This window comes from Lysinibacillus sp. SGAir0095, from assembly GCF_005491425.1.
Lineage (GTDB): Bacteria > Bacillota > Bacilli > Bacillales_A > Planococcaceae > Ureibacillus.
Genome location: NZ_CP028083.1, coordinates 2570884 through 2588970 on the forward strand (window position 1 = coordinate 2570884; position 18087 = coordinate 2588970).

Sequence of the window (18087 nt, forward strand, 5' to 3'; positions counted from 1 at the left end):
CACCTTCCTTTTTATAGAATTACTATATGCTCAAAAAAGGAGATTATTTGTATTCATTTTTAGCTGATACTTGAAGTTTGATCAGACGAGTAACACCTTTGAAAACGGGGCAAATTTTTTATTTAATGCTCTCCTTTTCATCTAAAAAGTCATATGGTGATAAACCATTCATTCCAACTAGGGGATGGATATATGGAGCTGTATCCGTATTTAGTACTGGTTCCAATATTTCCCCATTCACATTGATTGCTTTCTGTTGCTCTTCTATATCAGGCGGTTCATTAGTCGCTTTAGAAACTTCCACCTGTTCATTTCCAGCTTTTTTTGTCACTTCTTCGATTTCCATTGGGTTTAATCTAGCTTTTAAGCTTGTCAATCGAAGTAAATCATCCGTTTTGGATAATCCAGCTGTAAAGACATCTGGTTCACCACAAAGAATTAAGAAGTTCTTAGCCCTAGTAATCCCCGTATATAGGAGATTACGGCGAAGCATCTTTGAATAGCCTCGAACAATTGGCATAATAACAGTTGGAAATTCACTTCCCTGTGATTTGTGAATCGAACAGCAATATGCCAAGGTAATTTGATTTAAATCTCCACGCTGGTATGTAACCTCATTTCCATCGTAGGAGACAACGAGTAAATCTTGCTTCTCGATATTTTCCTTTGCTCGAATTATGGCAATAACCTCGCCCATGTCGCCATTAAAAATATTACTTTCCGGTTGATTGACAAGCTGCAATACTTTATCTCCGATTCGATAAGTAACGTCCCCAAAGACAAGCTCTTTTCTTTTCCCATCATCATTTGGGTTAACTAGTTCCTGAATCCTCTTGTTTAGCATATCAATACCGGCTGGCCCCTTGTACATTGGGGCCAGCACCTGAATATCCCTTATTGATTGCCCCTTAGCAACCGCACTTTTGACAACCTGTGTAACTACACTTGCAATTTGGTCAGCTGAGGCTTTAATAAATGAACGGTCACTTGTTTTATTTTCTACTGTGCTTGGAATATTCCCTTTTTTAATTTGATGTGCTAACTCAATAATCGTAGAGCCTTCTGCCTGACGGTAAACATCCGTTAATTCAACAGTAGGGATTTTTTTTGATGCCAATAAATCCTTTAATACCTGTCCAGGTCCTACTGGAGGCAGCTGGTCTTGATCCCCTACGAAAACAACCTGTACACCTTCACTTATACTTTTAAGAAGTTGGTGTGCTAACCAAGTATCAACCATCGACATTTCATCAATAATGATAAGTCGTCCTTCGATTTCTCGTTCTGTCTCTTCTTCTTTTTCTTGACCATTAAAACCTAGTAATCGATGGATTGTCATTGCCGGAAGCTCGGTAGATTCAGCTAATCTTTTTGCCGCTCTACCGGTTGGTGCAGCCAGAACAATCGGGAACGGCTCTTCTTTCTGTGCATATTCCTTAGGATTTAATGACAACCCGTGAAGCTCTGCATAAACCTCAACGAATCCGCGAATGACAGTCGTTTTCCCTGTCCCTGGACCGCCAGTTAAGATCATAAGAGAAGAATTAAGGGCACATTCAATGGCCATTGCTTGCGTTTCAGCGTATGATACCTCTAACCGATCTTCAACTTCTCCTATTGCCTTACGAATTTCATCCTTGGTAAATCGCTGTTTTCCGTTTTGATTTAAAAGCTCTAGTATTTTGGAGGCGATACCAACCTCACTAAAATATAAGGAGGGCAAATAAAGACGAGTTTCCTCTCCGCAAATTTTGCTTTCCTCCCGCATTTCAATAATCGCTTTTGAAATCGTTTCATAAGGTATTTCATGTGGCTGACGTTGTTCTAGCATAGATTTCACTTCAGGTAAAACATGCTCTGCGTCTAAATATACATGTCCGTCAGAAAGGGATGCGTTTGTTAAAATATGTAACACCGCAGCTTTGATGCGATCTGGGTGTGCCCCTGTGATTCCTAGTTTACTGCCCAGCTCATCTGCCCGTCCAAATCCAACACCCTCTACATCCTCGATTAGCCGAAACGGATTTTCCGTAAGAAGTGAGATTGTTTCTTCACGATATGTTTGATAGATTTTCATCCCTAATTGTGGACCAAAACCCCATTCGTTTAGCTTGATCATGACCTTTTCGAGGCCAAGATTTTGTTCTAGTGTCTCGCGAATTTTCGCTTTCTTTTCTTCATTTAACCTTGGAACGCTATCTAATGCATAGGGATCCTCCATAATGATACGAATCGCATCTACTCCCAATTTTTCTACTATTATTTCAGCAGTTTTTCGACCTATACCTGAAAATAAATCACTCGATAAATAATGAATGATACCTTGTTCTGTCGCTGGAACCTCTTTAACGAAGGTTTCCACTTGAAACTGCTGACCATATTTAGGATGAGTTTTTAGAACCCCCGTAAATCGATATAGTTCTTCTTCGTTTAATTTTGGAAAATAGCCTACAACGATAATTTCCTTGTCATCATACTGTAAATTTGTTTCTTGTATTTTTACTCGAACAATTGAATACATATTTGTCGCATTATGAAAAATGGACACAATTGGACGGCCAAGAATAAACAATTTATTCACTTCAAATAAATTAAGATTTTCTGCCATCCCTACTACCCCTTCTCTTGCCATAATACTTATAATTTTACCATATGAATGTTTAACTGTCTTTTAATGAAAAAGATAAGCTGCCTCGAATTTTCCAACTCGAAATGCTATGATAATTATGAGGATAATCGTATTTAAATACACAGTTGAGATAAGAAGGGATTTGTGAAGAATAGTGGAATTCAGACCTTGTATTGATTTGCATGATGGGAAAGTGAAACAAATCGTCGGAAGTACATTAGGCTATCAAGATAAAAGCGTAGTTGAGAACTTTATTTCAGATTACGATGCAGCTTATTATGCAGAAATGTTTAAAAAAGATGGTTTAACAGGTGGACATGTAATTATGCTCGGAACGGGAAACGAGGAAGCAGCTTTTCTTGCATTAAAAACATACCCAAACGGTTTACAAATAGGTGGCGGAATAACCGATGAAAATGCCAAAAAATATATTGATGCAGGTGCAACGCACATTATAGTTACTTCTTTTATTTTCCATGACGGAAAATTAGATATGGAAAGATTAGAAAAACTCGTACAAAAAGTAGGAAAAGAACATATCGTCATCGATTTAAGCTGCAGAAAACGAGATGGTAAGTGGTTTGTCGTAACAGATAAATGGACAAAATTTAGTGACTTTGAGGTAAATGAAGCATCTATTTCTGAAATCGAACAATATTGTGATGAGTTACTGATTCATGCAGTAGATGTCGAAGGAAAGCGCAGTGGTATGCAAGAAGAGCTGGTGCAGGATTTAGCGCTTTGGACATCCATTCCAACTACATATGCAGGTGGTGTAAGATCCCTAGAGGACTTACAAAAATTCAATAACCTATCTAAAGGCAGACTTCATGTCACAATTGGTAGTGCACTAGACATTTTCGGTGGCGATTTAAGCTATCGCAAGGTTGTGTCATTTTGTGAAACAAAATAATTGAGTCAATCGTAAATACACAAGAAGCTCTAACCACCTTAAAACCTAAAATTACCTACTCACGAAATTTTTCAATATGAGTTCGCAGCTTACATAGTAGGATGCGAACTCTAAATTTGTCACTGTGCCTCATTTTACTACATTTAGTAATCGATACCTAAACACAAAAAAGCATACAAATCAAATTAGATCTGTACGCTTTTTTCTATAAGAACATTCCAGCTATGGCTGCGTTTATTAGTGAAGCAAGTGTACCGGCTATTACAGCTCTTACTGCAAGTTTTGCAATGATTGGTCTTCTGCTCGGAGCCATTGATCCTAGACCGCCAATTAGGATGGCCATTGAGCTTAGGTTGGCAAATCCACACAATGCAAAGCTAATAATCATAACCGTTTTTTCGGAAAGCTCCGGGATGACCGGTCCAAAATTTGAATAGGCAACAAACTCATTTAATACAAGCTTTTGCCCTATAAAAGAACCTGCTTCTACTGCCTCACTCCACGGAACTCCGATTGCAAAAGCTAATGGAGAGAATACATAGCCTAAAATTCCTTCAAGGGTTAGACCACTAAAACCAAATAGACCTCCAATTCCACCTAATATTCCATTTATTAAGGCAATTAATGCAATAAAAGCAAGTAACATCGCACCTACATTCACTGCAAGTTTCAAACCGTCTCCAGCACCGCGAGCAGCTGCATCGATGACATTGACAGATTCAGAATCTTTGTCTAATTTAAAATTTGATTCATCCACCTCTTCTGTTTCCGGCAGCATTAGCTTTGCCATTACTAATCCGGCAGGGGCGGCCATAAAGCTTGCTGCAATTAAATATTCCAATGGAACACCCAGCAATGAATAGCCCACAAGTACCGATCCAGACACCGATGCCAATCCACCAGTCATCACTGCAAATAGCTCTGATTTTGTCATCTTCCCTAAAAAAGGGCGTATCACTAAGGGTGCTTCTGTTTGACCAACAAATATATTGGCAGCAGCATTAACTGACTCGGCTTTGGAAGTACCTAGCATTTTTGATAGTCCCCCACCTAGGATTTTAATGACAAGCTGCATAATTCCCAGATAATATAAAACAGAAATTAACGAAGAGAAGAAGATAATGATTGTTAAAACACTAAGTGCGAAAACCATTCCACCTGTGAAATTAGTATCAGCTAATGGACCAAATAAAAAGGATATTCCTTCATTTGCATAACTAATTAAGTTTTGAACAGCATTTGACAAATCAAGCAAGATTTTTCTGCCAAATTCCCATTTTAAAACAATAAAAGCGAAAATCAATTGAATTGCTAGCCCTCCCGCAATCGTTCTCCAATTAATGGATTTTCGATTACTTGAAAAGGCAAATGCTATTAATAAGACAACAAAAATTCCTAAGATACCCCATAAGATATTCATCTAGACACCTGCTTTACAAATTTAGAAAATGGATTTCACTAAAATCACAAGACACGGAAAAATAAAAGGAGCAGTTATTAAATCTTATTCCCGTATCAAAACGAAAGAAACAATATTTCTTCTCTTAGTATCTTGCTTATTCGTGAAATCATTCAAAATAAATTTTCAAAGCAAAAAGGAGTTGTCCAAAATTTTTTGAGACAACTCCTTTTTCTATGTGTCAAAGCTTGTTCTATTACTGCAATATGCTTTAATTAATTCTTTGGCTAATCATATCGTAAATATATTTTGCTTGATCAAAGTTGGAATCAATCGTATATGCTTCTTTTAAATGCTCCATTGCTAGTTCTGTCTCTTCGGAAGAAACTGCGTAGAGGACCCCTAAATTATAATGAGCATCCGCATTTTTCGGCTCATTCTCCAGAACAAATTCAAGTTCACCCTTTGCAACTTCAAACATTTCTAATGTACAAAGTAAAATCCCATACGATAAACGAATTTGCAAATCATTTGGTGCGAGTTCAGCTGCTCTTTGCATATATGGTAAGGCAAGCTTTACTTTTTCATCACGTTCAAAGGATTTAGCCAGCATATAGTATGCATCTGCTCCTTGAATTCCATGCTCTATTGCTTTTTGATATAGCTTCGCCGCTTCGATATAACGTTCCGCATTGTAATATAAATTTGCTAATCCATAATAAGCAGTTGCAGTTGTTTCATCTACTGTAATTGCTTTTTGAAAAAATCGCTCCGCACGTTCAACGTCGTTCATAGAAGCGAGTAAGTTCCCGAAATTAACATATCCAATTGCTTCACCCGGATTGTTCTCAATTGCTTCAGTAAATGCTTTCGCTGCATCCTCATATCGTTTCTCTTGAAATGCAAGTATTCCTATTTCGTTATAATCCATTCTCTTTCACCTCTAAACACGGAACTTATCATAAAATGAATAAATAATAAGCCTTCGTTACACTTATGTAGACAGGGATTGTTACCTACCTTAAAAGACAGCTATTTTGGCATTATCTCTTACCCTACATACGTTAATTTCTCACTATCTTTGAATACTTCATCAATTGTACCGCCACCAAGACAATCTTCACCATTATATAATACAACAGCCTGACCTGGTGTAATTGCACGAACTGGCTCTTCAAAGGTAATAAGTGCTGTTCCATCTTCTAAAAGCTCCACTTCTACTGGAGAATCCTCCTGACGGTAACGGAACTTAGCAGTACAGCTAAATTTAGTTGCTTTTTCCTTGCCTGATGTAAAACTCATTTTAACCGCTTTTAATGAAGTTGAGTAAAGGGCATCATGGTGGAAGCCTTGCTCAACATACAATACGTTGCGTTCCAGGTCTTTTCCAATTACAAACCATGGATCGCCATCTCCACCAATTCCTAAACCGTGTCGTTGGCCTATTGTATAGTACATTAAACCATCATGTGTACCCATAACCCGTCCATCAAACGTTTCCATTTTACCTGGCTGTGCAGGTAGATATTGACTTAGAAATTCTTTGAAGTTTCGTTCACCAATAAAGCAAATTCCTGTAGAGTCTTTTTTCTTTGCAGTTGCAAGACCTGCTTCTTCTGCAATTTTACGAACCTCAGGTTTTGCGATATCCCCAATCGGGAACATTACATGCTTTAATTGCTCTTGTGATAATTGATTTAGGAAATAGGTTTGGTCTTTATTATTATCAATTCCGCGGAGCATTGCGACCTCACCATCACGTTCTTCTACACGTGCATAGTGGCCTGTTGCTAAATAGTCGGCTCCCAATTTCATCGCATGGTCAAGAAAAGCTTTAAATTTGATTTCTTTGTTGCACATAACATCAGGGTTTGGTGTGCGACCTGCTTTATATTCTTCAAGGAAATAAGTAAATACTTTATCCCAATATTGTTTTTCAAAGTTAACTGCATAATAAGGGATGCCAATTTGATTACATACTTTGATTACATCATCATAATCCTCTGTTGCTGTACATACACCAAATTCGTCTGTATCATCCCAGTTTTTCATAAATATTCCGATGACGTCATAGCCTTGTTTTTTTAGTAAGTAGGCTGCAACTGACGAATCGACCCCACCAGACATACCAACAACTACGCGGATTTGTGATGGGTCTCTTGTTTCTACCATTGTCGTTTCACCTTTTCTATATTAATTCGCAAGCCTTTTCACAATTTTCGCTGTGCGCAAGGCCGCTTCTTTTATCATTTCCTCTGTAATTCCTAATCCAAAACTAAAACGAATTGAATTACGAAGCTCCTCACGTTCTGTCCCAAACATCGCTACAAGAACATGTGACGGATCGATTGAACCGGCTGTACATGCAGAACCACTGGATGCATATACACCTGACATATCTAAGTTTACTAAAAATGATTCAACGTCCATTCCTTTGAAGCTTATATTCAAGACATGTGATAATGAATGCTCGGTACTGCCATTTACTTTATAGTCGATTTCTTCACGATCAAGTATATTTAAGAAAATATCTCGAAACTGCAGGTACTGTGCACGTTTCTTTTCCATCTCATTTTGGGCAATCTCAACGGCCTTTGCAAAGCCCACTGCAGCTGGTACATTTTCGGTACCCGCTCTTCTTTTTTTCTCTTGAGAACCACCTATAAATGTGGCATTTAAATTGGTACCTGTTCTTTGATATAAAAATCCAATTCCCTTTGGACCATTTAACTTATGGCTAGAAACGCTTAGTAAATCGACTTGAAGCTCATCCACATTTAACTTTTCTAAACCAAATGCCTGTACTGCATCTGTATGGAAAACGGCTTGATGCTCCTTCAAAAGCTCTCCAATTTCTGCGATTGGTTGAACAGTACCTACTTCATTATTCCCATACATGATTGTTACAAGAATAGTGTCCTCTCGTAAAACTTTTTTGAAGGATTCTACAGAGATGCGTCCACTCTCATCTACAGGTAAATAAGTGACCTCATAACCTTCTTTTTCAAGTTTTTCACATGTATTTAAAACGGCATGGTGTTCGATTTGTGTTGTGATAATATGCTTCCCTTTGGATTTCAGCGCATTTGTCACGCCAAAAATCGCTGTATTATCCGCTTCAGTTCCACCACTCGTGATGATAATTTCCGTATCTTTCGCACCAATTGCACGGGCTAAACTAGTGCGGGCATCATCTAAAACCTTTCGCGCATTTCTACCTGCCGTATGAATACTCGAAGGATTCCCGTAAGTTTGGAAAAAAGCTTTGGTCACCACTTCAATAACCTCTGGATGCATGGGTGATGTCGCGGCATGGTCTAGATATATTGTTTCCATTTTAAGTCAAATGCTCCTTTAAAAACTGTGTGAACAGTTAATAGTATAAATAGAAAGTTTAAGTTTCATGATTTTCTACATTAAATATAGAACATGTAACCATCTACATCGGTTTCGTCATTATAATTTGCTAGGTCTTCAATTGATGTTGTATCGAGTACATTCTTCACAGCATCACGAATTCTCATCCATAATTGCTGCTGTGGCACTTCCTCGTTTTCAATTCCTTCGACTGGTTGAATTGGTCCTTCTAATACTTTAATCACATCTGCTGCCGAGATTTTGTTAGGAGGTAATGCCAATAAATAACCACCATATGCTCCACGGACACTTTTAACTAAGCCAGCAATTCGAAGTGGAGAAACAAGTTGCTCTAAATAAGCTTCAGATAAATCCTTTTCTGCTGCAATTTGACGCAAAGGTATTGGTCCATCTCCATAATGTTTTGCTAATTCAATCATAATTGTTAATCCGTATCTACCCTTTGTAGAAATTTTCATTATAACACCTCTATTTTTCTTGTCCATTCTTTAGCTCAAGTATATCATAAATCCTTTTATTCCACTTGGAAAAGCACTAATATAGAAAGTAGAAAAAGTCATAGGGAGGATGAGGACATGCACAACGAACCTTTAGCATACCGAATGCGCCCACGAAACTTAAATGAAGTTATTGGGCAACAGCACATAATAGGAAAAGATACAGCACTATACAAAATGATCCATAATGGACATGTTCCCTCAATGCTTTTATACGGGGAGCCTGGAATCGGTAAAACCTCGATAGCCTATGCTATTGCCGGCAGCTCAAAGCTTCCTTTTTTTGCTCTGAATGCAACAAATGCAGGAAAGAAAGATGTTGAACAAATCGTTTCCGAAGCAAGGATTGCAGGAAAAGTACTATTATTCCTAGATGAAATTCATCGTTTTAATAAATTACAGCAGGATACCCTATTACCCCATGTAGAAAATGGGTCAATAATTTTGATAGGAGCAACAACAGAAAATCCGTTCCATGATGTTAATCCAGCCATTCGCTCAAGATGCGGAGAGATCCTTCAGCTTAAACGCCATAACCAAGAAGATATTGTTCAACTAATAAAGTCAACCCTGACCGACACGGAGAGAGGTCTTGGTAAAGAGGATATCGTCATTACAGAAGAACAAGTCAACAAAATCGCTCTTGCTTCAAATGGGGATGCACGAAAAGCTTTAACACTATTAGAATCTATCTTTTATGCTTCGGATGAAGTTGGTGGGAAAGCTATCGTTGAGGATCATATAATTGATCACTTATCAAAAAGAATTGGTGTCTATGGAGATAAGGGTGGTACACACTTTTATAATCTTTTGTCTGCACTACAAAAATCAGTACGCGGCAGTGACACAAATGCGGCGGTTTATTATTTGGCACACCTTCTCGAAAATGGAGATTTAATTGCTGTATGTAGAAGATTGCTCGTAATGGCATACGAGGATGTCGGCCTAGCTAATCCAGCTGTGGGTGCTCATGTGTATGCTGCTACGGAATCTGCAAAAACTTTAGGACTTCCTGAAGCACGTATTCCATTAGCTAGTGCAGTCATTGAAATGTGTTTATCTCCTAAATCAAATTCTGCCTACTCTGCTTTAGATGCGGCAACTGTGGCAATTCATGAAGGAAAAACCGGCGACATCCCACTCCATCTTCGAGATAGTCATTATGCAGGGGCAAAAGTTTTAGGGCATGTAGGCTACCAATACCCCCATGACCATCCAATCGGTACTTTTGGTGGATGGGTAAATCAAGAATACTTGCCTGAAAACCTTAAGGATATAGAATTTTACAAACCAATTTTAGCAGGTGAAGAAAAGCGTTCAGCTGCAATTTATGAGCGGTTAAAAACCTTTAAAAAAGAGAAATAAAAATAAGGAGTTGTCCCCTTCCTTCAGGAGAACTCCTTATTTATTCAGGTTTCATAAATTCAAAATAATATTTTTTATAAAAGGTTGTTATTTGCCATAACCAAACCCCTTTTAATAAATGTGTATCTCATCTGATTAATTATTTATTGAAAGGATTATCCCTGTTGTTGTTCCTTTTCTAGTAATTCAAAAAACGTTGGCATTCTTTGAAACTTTTTTGTCTTTAATCCTTCTAAAATTTTTAGTATGATTTCATGTTCTAAATCATCACGGTTTTTTGGATCTGTTTGATTTAATTCCTTTTTAATTTTCGGTTTAAGAAGTTCTATCAACTCTATAGGTGAAATATACTCTTTAATCGGAATCACTCCTTCTCTTCAAAGAATCTACATCAAATCGTAAAGCTTGAATCGTTTGTTCAAGACAATCAATCTTTTTTTCGAACCTCAACAATAGGTAAATCGAGATGATAATTGGAAAACCATTGTTACTAATTAAGTTAATTAATTGTTCATCAAGCATTTATCAATCGCCTCACTTTCGCTAAAGCGTTATTTTTGGATTTTGATATTGCTTGTTGCGTCACATTTAACTTTTTACTGATTTCGGTATCAGAAATGTTAATAACATAGGCCAGATATAAAATTTGTTGTTGCCTTTCATTCAATGACTGTATAGCTCGATAAAGAATGGGGTGCTGGATATACTGATCTAATTCATGACTCAACCTTTCTTGAAAATGAATCGATGCTGATTCGTCCACAATCATTTCTTTTAAAGTATTTGCCCCTTCATTTTTACTTCCATAATCATCACAACTAGAGCTATCCAGAGTTAATACATATCGTTTTTCGTATTTTCTTCTTTCCTTGTCAAAATGCCTAGCAGTAAAATAAATTATTTTAGAAAAATATGCGATGGCACGAATTCGAATATAAAATTGTACAAAACGTTCATCAATTAATTTCTTTAACCATTCATTTGGTGAATTACAATATTGCTTATAAAGCTCTAAATGTTCCAGTTCGGCTAGAAAAGCTTGTAATAACGGGTTCTTAAATTGAGTATCCTCCATCTTCATACCCCCCTTAAAAGAACATTTGTTTCATTATAGTGAAAACCATAAATCCTTAAAAGAGTAAATATACCAAATTATTGAAGATTTTTTTAATAAAATATCCTATTCTTTCGACTAATTTTGAGTCAGCAATTACTCGTATTTGACTGTAGAACTTAGGACTTTTGGAAATATATTTGTGTAATGAAGGATTCTAATCAAGTTAGCATTTATGTATTTTATAAAGGACAATCTTTCCACAAAATAACAACCTTTTTATAACTTTAAACGGTAAAATGAGGAAATTGAATTATGTTTTCATGAAAAAAAAGGTAATGTCGTAAAAATACGACTTACCCTTTTAAACAGTTTATTTTAAAAACAAGCCCGACGCTTTTGAATAGGAATTAAAGCAATCAATGATTCTATTGTTTTGCTCTATGATTGAATTTTTAAATTCCACTTGTTTTCCTTGTATCTGGGAAATTTCTTCATAGCTTTTCGCAATCTCATCTAAATATTCCGCGTGAGTTTCATTACGTGCATCAGGTATGCAGTTAGCAGCAAGCAATAATAACTCCAAAGCTTGATTTTTGACCGCTTCCTTATTCGTTTCATTTGAGTGATAATAAGAAATGGTATGGAAATAGATTAACTTGTATGAAACATTTAGAAAAAGAATAGCCGTCGTATTCTCTTTTGGCTTATCCCCATAAGCCTCTTTAAAGCCATTATAATACATTGTAGCATTTTCTAGTAGCGAATCTAACTTTGAATAGGCTACTCCCCATTTTCGAGATGTATCTATATCATTGAATACAATCTCATCCAATTGCTCTTTAAGCTGAAGTAAATACACCGCATTCTTCAAAGGCACTTTTGTCGACATTTATATCCCCCTCCCCTTAAATCCCCTTAACATAAGGTAAGAATACTATAACAATATAGCCTGCATAATATTGGAGAAGTTAAAAATTCACACAAAAAATGTGATATAAATGTAAAAAAGTTTCTTTTTTGAAGATTATTTCACTTCTATATTCAGAATCTTCTCTCGCAAAAAATGTCGAAAATTATTATTTAAGGAAAATAACATTACTTTAATATCCTTAAAACGTATTTGGTATGTAAACAGTCTCTAGGGATTTGATTTTCAATGGTAGGTTTGTCTTTTGAGATTTCTATAATATTTTCCTCTACATACATGATGATGGATTTTCTAGATCCATAAAAAATCCAAGTAATTTGGTTAATCCAATGTTCAACGGTATCGCTTTGTGTGTTAAAAAATTTCTTATCGTATAATACTTTCGACATTTTCAAAAATCCATCGCTCATTTGAAATTGTTTTGTAGAAAAGTTATATTCTGGTTCAACAACTTGATTTGTATCATATATATGAATAATTTTATTAAGCTCATCGATAGCTATTTCTACGGTACTAATTTCATCAAATATATTTAAACCTCGATACTCAAGCTCAAAAATTTCACTCATCGTTTTTGCCCCGTTTCCATCTATTTATATTCTCTTGCAATACAAAACAAGTTTACTTCTTTTTCTATTAATATAGTGACAAAAGGAAGAAATTCATGTATAAATTAATAAAATATACTTATTTTTCCACCAAAAAACATAGTACTAAAGGGGGTTACGTCATGAATATGGATCAATTAAAAAAGGAAGACCTATTTGAAAAAAATTCAATTTTGATGTTAGTTTACGGAATTGCCAGTTTACTAGGAGGAGTTGCTCAATTTGTCATTGGACGCCCTATCGGCATCGCCTTATCTGTTTTGTTACCTGTAATCATTGTATTTATCTATTATCTACTCCAAAGAAAATTGGAAATACTCTGTTCCGCATTTCCATATCTAGTATTAATCGCTGTTGTCTTTACAGTTTACGGAGCCATCATTACGAATAAGGTTACTTTAGCAACAATTGTATTAAGTTTCTTTGCCTTAATTATTGGTAGCATTCACAACCAATATAAAGTATTTGCACTTGGTTACATCGGTTCGCTAATTTGTTTAATCTTAAACTTTACGTTAGATACAGAAGGTTTTGCAATTGACCCTGCAAACGTTTTCGTTGTTCATACATTAATGGCTTTAGGAGTTATTCTTCAAGTTCGTCAAAATAAAAAAATGCTTCATAATATTGAAGGCTTGATAGTTGAGGCAAATGAAAAAGCAATCCATGAACAAAATTTACACAGTCATCTGGACTTGGCTGTACAAAATATTACATCAAAATTAGAAACGATTACAAAAAGCATGTCCAATGCCTCACATGCACAAAACGATATGATTACTTCCATACAAGAAGTGAGTGCGGGCTCTCAGCGTCAATCTGACCATGTATTTGAAATCGTTCATAGTACAGAGGCGACAACTACAGAAATCTCAAAAATACAAGTACAATTGAATACGATTGTTGAGAACGCGGAAATTGCCAGTAAAAGTGCAATTTCAGGTGCAAATTCAATGAATGAATTATCAAATGAAATCGACTCATTTAAAACATTCTTCACTCAATTGAATGACACATTCCATATTCTTTCGAAAAAGATTACTGAAACAAATCAATTTGCCCTAGCAATTCAAGGTATTACGAACCAAACAAATTTACTTGCTCTTAACGCCTCAATAGAAGCAGCCCGTGCTGGTGAACATGGAAAAGGATTCGCAGTTGTTGCAGATGAAATTCGCAAATTAGCAGGTACTACTGATGAAACCCTAATTAAAATAGACCAAAACTTATCTGAAGTAAATGCTTATAATCAAGACGCTTTATTAAAACTAGAGAACGGCTTGCAGCATGTGACAAACCAAATCGAAACTGCTGAACGTTCAAATAAAACATTTACAGAGTTATTTGAATCAATGAATTCTCTAAAATATGACCTAATTCAATTTGTTGAAGCTGTAAATATGATTGAAAAGAATAGTAAAGCTATTCAAGAAAGTACAACCGACTTTGCTGCAATCATAGAAGAATCAACAGCTGCTGTAGATCAATTAAATATTATTTTGAAAACAGTAAATAACGAACAACTACAGGTTTCAAAGCATATTGAAGAAACCTATCATCAAACATTAAGTATTCGCCAATAAAGAAAGGAGGTGTCTCGTAATTATAGACACCCCCTTTTATATTAATGATTTACTCTTGTGATTTTCACATCTTTTAATATCTGATTGATTACCCAGCTAGCTGCAATCAACCCGGCAACAGAAGGTACAAATGCATTTGAAGAAGGTGGCATTTTAGCTTTTCGAATTTGAGCATTCGGATTTCCGACTTCTTCCACAACATCTGGACGTGCAACGATTGGGGATTCATCTGAAAAGACTACCATAACCCCTTTCTTTATACCTTCTTTACGAAGCTTTGTACGAATTACTTTCGCTAATGGATCTGTGTGCGTCTTAGAAATATCAGCAATTTGGAATCTGGTTGGATCCATCTTGTTGGCAGCACCCATACTAGAAATAATTGGAATACCTCTTTTTAGACATTCTTTCATCAAGTGGATTTTATACATCACCGTATCAGAAGCATCAATAACAAAATCGATATTTTGCTCGAAGAAATTTTCGTAAGTCTCTTCAGTATAAAACATATGCATATCGATTACTTCACACTCAGGATTTATATCTGCAATACGTTCTTTCATAACAGCCGATTTTGATTTTCCAACTGTCGAAAGATACGCCACTAATTGTCGATTGACATTGGTAATATCCACGTTGTCCTTATCCACTAAAATAATACGCCCAACACCACTACGAGCACACGCTTCTGCTGCGAAGGAGCCTACTCCACCGATTCCTAAGATAGCTACAGTCGTATTTTTTAATACCTCAAGTCCTTCTTTTCCGATCGCTAGTTCATTTCTTGAAAACTGATGTAACATAATTGTATGCCTCTCAATCTGTATTTTACTACTCGGAATTATAACATATTAAAGTCCTTAAAGTAAATTTGAATCCAAAACCGAAAAAAAGTATACATTGGAAAAAATAAAAACTCTCCTAGACTTATAGGAGAGTTTTGGCATGACGAATCCCAAATATGCCGTTAGCAAGGAAAGCATCGTTTTGAACCCGCTTATTCACAGGTGGGTACTCTCTTTACTTCTTTAAACTTCCCTCGTCCATTTGTAGGGCTTGTTCGCCAAAGCAAAATATGAATTCCCAACGATTTGTTGTTCGGTCAAAACAGTAATAAAAGCTTCACAAACACTTTAGGATTCGTGTTAAATATATAATAACAATAATTATCTGAATTTTCAATATGTACAGGCGAAAATATTAATTTTTTTTCTTTATGAATCAATTTGAATAGTGAATAGTAGATTTGTCTTATTTTAATTATAATACATTTGTTATGAGTGCTAGCTAAAGTTCAATCTTCATTTTATTAGTAAAATTATATTAAGTAATATTTCATTGAAGATGATAGAAATCTGTATCAGATGGGGCAATGGTTTACTTCTATAGTCCACGATACTGCTTCTCGTGGACTATTAACATCTGGTTTTCTTTTCTATTGTCCACGATGCTTCTTCTCGCGGACTATTAACATCTGGTTTTCTTTTCTATTGTCCACGATACTGGTTCTCACGGACTATTAACATCTGGTTTTCGCTTCTATTGTCCACGACACTGCTTCTCGCGGACTATTAACATCTGGTTTTCTCTTCTATTGTCCACGATACTGCTTCTCGCGGACTATTAACATCTGGTTTTTGCTTCTATAGTCCACGATACTGCTTCTCGCGGACTATTAACGGCTGGTTTTTACTTCTATTGTCCACGATACTGCTTCTCGCGGACTATTAACATCTGGTTTTCTCTTCTATTGTCCACGACGTTGCTTCTCGCGGACTATTAACGGCTGGTTCTTACTTCTATTGTCCACGATGCTGCTTCTCGCGGACAATTAACATCTGATTTTCGCTTTTATTGTCCACGACGTTGCTTCTTTTCGCGGACTATTAACATCTGGTTTTTACTTATATAGTCCACGATACTGCTTCTCGCGGACTATTAACGGCTGGTTTTTACTTCTATTGTCCACGATGCTTCTTCTCGCGGACTATTAACAGCTGATTTTCTTTTCTATTGTCCACGATACTGCTTCTCGCAGTTCTCGCAGTCAAGTCCAAGTTATTGTGTAAAATTCAATACGAATGTTTTCAACTAAATTTTAATTGTAAAAATTGGGGGTAATAAATTATCCACCCACTACATTTTTCTCCCTTAACTCCCATGGGTTAATCACTCATATTCCGTAAAGGCTGTCAAAGGCTCTTTTCACTTTGATAGCCTTTACGGAATGTGAGATACTCCCTGGGCGGGAGTTAAGGTTGACAAGATAAATCAGAAATACTATCTAGAAAGTCCTGTTCTTTTTGAATAATCGTTTTCTTGATAGTGCATTAACACAGCACCAACTAATCTAAAGGCAGATTGGGTATTAGGGAAGATACGGATTACGTTCTCTCTTCTACGTACTTCTTGATTTAGTCGTTCCAGAGAATTCGTACTTCGAATATTGACACGTATACCTTTCGGAAAATTCATATATTGAATGGTATCTTCGAAACCTTCATCTAGTACTGTAAGTGCTTTTTCATATCTGCGTTCTTCTGCATACTGATTCATTAATTCATCTTTAAATTTGCGCATATCATCAAGGGTAACTGCATCAAAGATACGTCTAATCATGAGACGGAAATCTCCTGAATCCTTTTTCGGCAGCTTTTCAATAATATTACGTTTAAAATGTACGTTGCATCTTTGCCATGTAGTTCCGATGAATTCGCGTTGGATGGCTTTTCGTAAACCTTGGTGAGCATCAGATATAACTAACTTGGGTGATTGAGTTCCTCGGGATTTTAAGTGTTGAAGAAAACGACTCCAGCTATCATAGCTCTCCACATGGTCTACACTTAAACCCAAAATTTCACGTTTATTCTCTTCTGTAATAGCCGTTGCAATATAGACAGCCTTCGATACAACTTGGTGATGTTCACGCACTTTAATATACATTGCGTCCAGAAAAATATAAGGATAGTAAGTCGTGTTTAAAGGTCTGTTTGCCCAAGTGTTAATAATGGGATCTAGTTTTTGAGTCAGTGAAGACACGAGTGATTTTGATACAGTTTCACCACAAAGCTGTTCCACAATTTGAGTTACCTTTCTTGTGGAGACACCATTTACAACCATTTCTATCATCGATAGAATCAACGCTTGATCATGTCTAGCATATTTTTCAAACACACTAGTAGAAAATTCACCGTTGCGAGTTCTAGGAACTTTTAAAGTTAGTTTTCCAACACTCATAACGATTTCACGCTCGTAGTAGCCATTTCGGTAATCGATTCGATCATTCGAACGCTCATAAGCCGCTGCATTTAAATATTCGTCTCTTTCTTTTTCCATAAACTCATTTAAAACTAATACTAAAGCAGATTTAACCACTGTATTTAAGTCAGAATTTAGTACAGAATCTTTTAAAAAGTCCATATCTAAGTTAAACTGTAATTGAGTCATTATTATTCCCTCTTTCATGTTTATCGTCGCTGAAAACATTGTATCCAAGAGAGAATAAAATGACTCTTTTTCTTTTTACACAATTATATGGACTTAATCCTTCTCGCGGACTATTAACGGCTGGTTTTTACTTCTATTGTCCACGATGCTTCTTCTCGCGGACAATTAACATCTGATTTTCGCTTCTATTGTCCACGATGCTGCTTCTCGTGGACTATAAACATCTGATTTTCGCTTCTATTGTCCACGATGCTGCTTCTCGTGGACTATAAACATCTGATTT

The 18087-nt window shown here is 36.2% G+C and carries 16 protein-coding genes and 1 other RNA gene; 3 read left to right on the plus strand and 14 right to left on the minus strand.

The genetic code is table 11. The features are described from left to right. Positions 1-118: 118 nt before the first annotated feature. Complete coding sequence (locus tag C1N55_RS12685; protein WP_137729171.1) at positions 119-2608, minus strand: SF1B family DNA helicase RecD2; 2490 nt, start codon at positions 2606-2608, stop codon at positions 119-121. 175 nt (positions 2609-2783) lie between these two features. Between C1N55_RS12685 and hisA the strand changes: the two genes are divergently transcribed. Beyond that, positions 2784-3542, plus strand: coding sequence for a phosphoribosylformimino-5-aminoimidazole carboxamide ribotide isomerase (hisA, locus tag C1N55_RS12690; RefSeq protein WP_137729172.1), 759 nt, complete (start codon positions 2784-2786; stop codon positions 3540-3542). A 205-nt stretch (positions 3543-3747) separates the two neighbouring features. Here hisA and C1N55_RS12695 read toward each other — a convergent pair whose 3' ends face one another. The 5 genes from C1N55_RS12695 to cymR all read right to left on the minus strand — a co-directional run bounded on the left by C1N55_RS12695 (position 3748) and on the right by cymR (position 8777). Next, entirely contained in the window at positions 3748-4962 is a 1215-nt protein-coding gene (locus tag C1N55_RS12695; RefSeq protein WP_137729173.1) for a NupC/NupG family nucleoside CNT transporter, read from the minus strand. Positions 4963-5212: 250 nt separating this feature from the next. Beyond that, complete coding sequence (locus tag C1N55_RS12700) at positions 5213-5872, minus strand: tetratricopeptide repeat protein (protein WP_137729174.1); 660 nt, start codon at positions 5870-5872, stop codon at positions 5213-5215. Between the two features lie 119 nt (positions 5873-5991). After that, the gene (gene mnmA / locus C1N55_RS12705; RefSeq protein WP_137729175.1) at positions 5992-7113 is read right to left on the minus strand and encodes a tRNA 2-thiouridine(34) synthase MnmA; all 1122 of its coding nucleotides are present in this window, start codon (positions 7111-7113) and stop codon (positions 5992-5994) included. A 21-nt stretch (positions 7114-7134) separates the two neighbouring features. After that, positions 7135-8277, minus strand: a complete 1143-nt coding sequence (locus tag C1N55_RS12710; RefSeq protein WP_137729176.1) for a cysteine desulfurase family protein — start codon at positions 8275-8277, stop codon at positions 7135-7137. Between the two features lie 80 nt (positions 8278-8357). Continuing rightward, complete coding sequence (cymR, locus tag C1N55_RS12715) at positions 8358-8777, minus strand: cysteine metabolism transcriptional regulator CymR (RefSeq protein WP_137729177.1); 420 nt, start codon at positions 8775-8777, stop codon at positions 8358-8360. 117 nt (positions 8778-8894) lie between these two features. On the opposite strand from cymR, the gene C1N55_RS12720 reads away from it, so the two are divergent. Next, a complete protein-coding gene (locus tag C1N55_RS12720; protein ID WP_137729178.1) occupies positions 8895-10181 on the plus strand; it encodes a replication-associated recombination protein A in 1287 nt (428 codons plus the stop codon). Between the two features lie 155 nt (positions 10182-10336). Here C1N55_RS12720 and C1N55_RS12725 read toward each other — a convergent pair whose 3' ends face one another. The 5 genes from C1N55_RS12725 to C1N55_RS12745 form a co-directional block, all read right to left on the minus strand. Continuing rightward, entirely contained in the window at positions 10337-10549 is a 213-nt protein-coding gene (locus C1N55_RS12725) for a hypothetical protein (RefSeq protein ID WP_137729179.1), read from the minus strand. After that, on the minus strand, positions 10536-10703 hold the full coding sequence (locus C1N55_RS12730) for a YvrJ family protein (RefSeq protein ID WP_137729180.1): 168 nt from the start codon (positions 10701-10703) through the stop codon (positions 10536-10538). The genes C1N55_RS12725 and C1N55_RS12730 overlap by 14 nt, the downstream gene beginning before the upstream one ends. Continuing rightward, entirely contained in the window at positions 10696-11256 is a 561-nt protein-coding gene (locus C1N55_RS12735) for a sigma-70 family RNA polymerase sigma factor (protein ID WP_168193853.1), read from the minus strand. Before C1N55_RS12735 ends, C1N55_RS12730 begins: the two co-directional genes overlap by 8 nt. A gap of 352 nt (positions 11257-11608) precedes the next feature. Next, positions 11609-12127, minus strand: coding sequence for a hypothetical protein (locus C1N55_RS12740; RefSeq protein WP_137729182.1), 519 nt, complete (start codon positions 12125-12127; stop codon positions 11609-11611). Positions 12128-12333: 206 nt separating this feature from the next. After that, entirely contained in the window at positions 12334-12735 is a 402-nt protein-coding gene (locus tag C1N55_RS12745; protein WP_137729183.1) for a hypothetical protein, read from the minus strand. A 161-nt stretch (positions 12736-12896) separates the two neighbouring features. Here C1N55_RS12745 and C1N55_RS12750 point away from each other — a divergent pair, with 161 nt between their 5' ends. Next, positions 12897-14357, plus strand: a complete 1461-nt coding sequence (locus C1N55_RS12750) for a methyl-accepting chemotaxis protein (protein ID WP_168193854.1) — start codon at positions 12897-12899, stop codon at positions 14355-14357. Between the two features lie 41 nt (positions 14358-14398). Here C1N55_RS12750 and C1N55_RS12755 read toward each other — a convergent pair whose 3' ends face one another. From C1N55_RS12755 to C1N55_RS12765, 3 genes are all read right to left on the minus strand, one after another. Beyond that, positions 14399-15160, minus strand: a complete 762-nt coding sequence (locus C1N55_RS12755) for a tRNA threonylcarbamoyladenosine dehydratase (RefSeq protein ID WP_137729185.1) — start codon at positions 15158-15160, stop codon at positions 14399-14401. 145 nt (positions 15161-15305) lie between these two features. Continuing rightward, a non-coding RNA gene (ssrS, locus tag C1N55_RS12760) (6S RNA) lies at positions 15306-15500 on the minus strand. Between the two features lie 1137 nt (positions 15501-16637). Continuing rightward, positions 16638-17804, minus strand: coding sequence for an IS256 family transposase (locus tag C1N55_RS12765; protein ID WP_137729186.1), 1167 nt, complete (start codon positions 17802-17804; stop codon positions 16638-16640). Between the last annotated feature and the right edge of the window lie 283 nt (positions 17805-18087).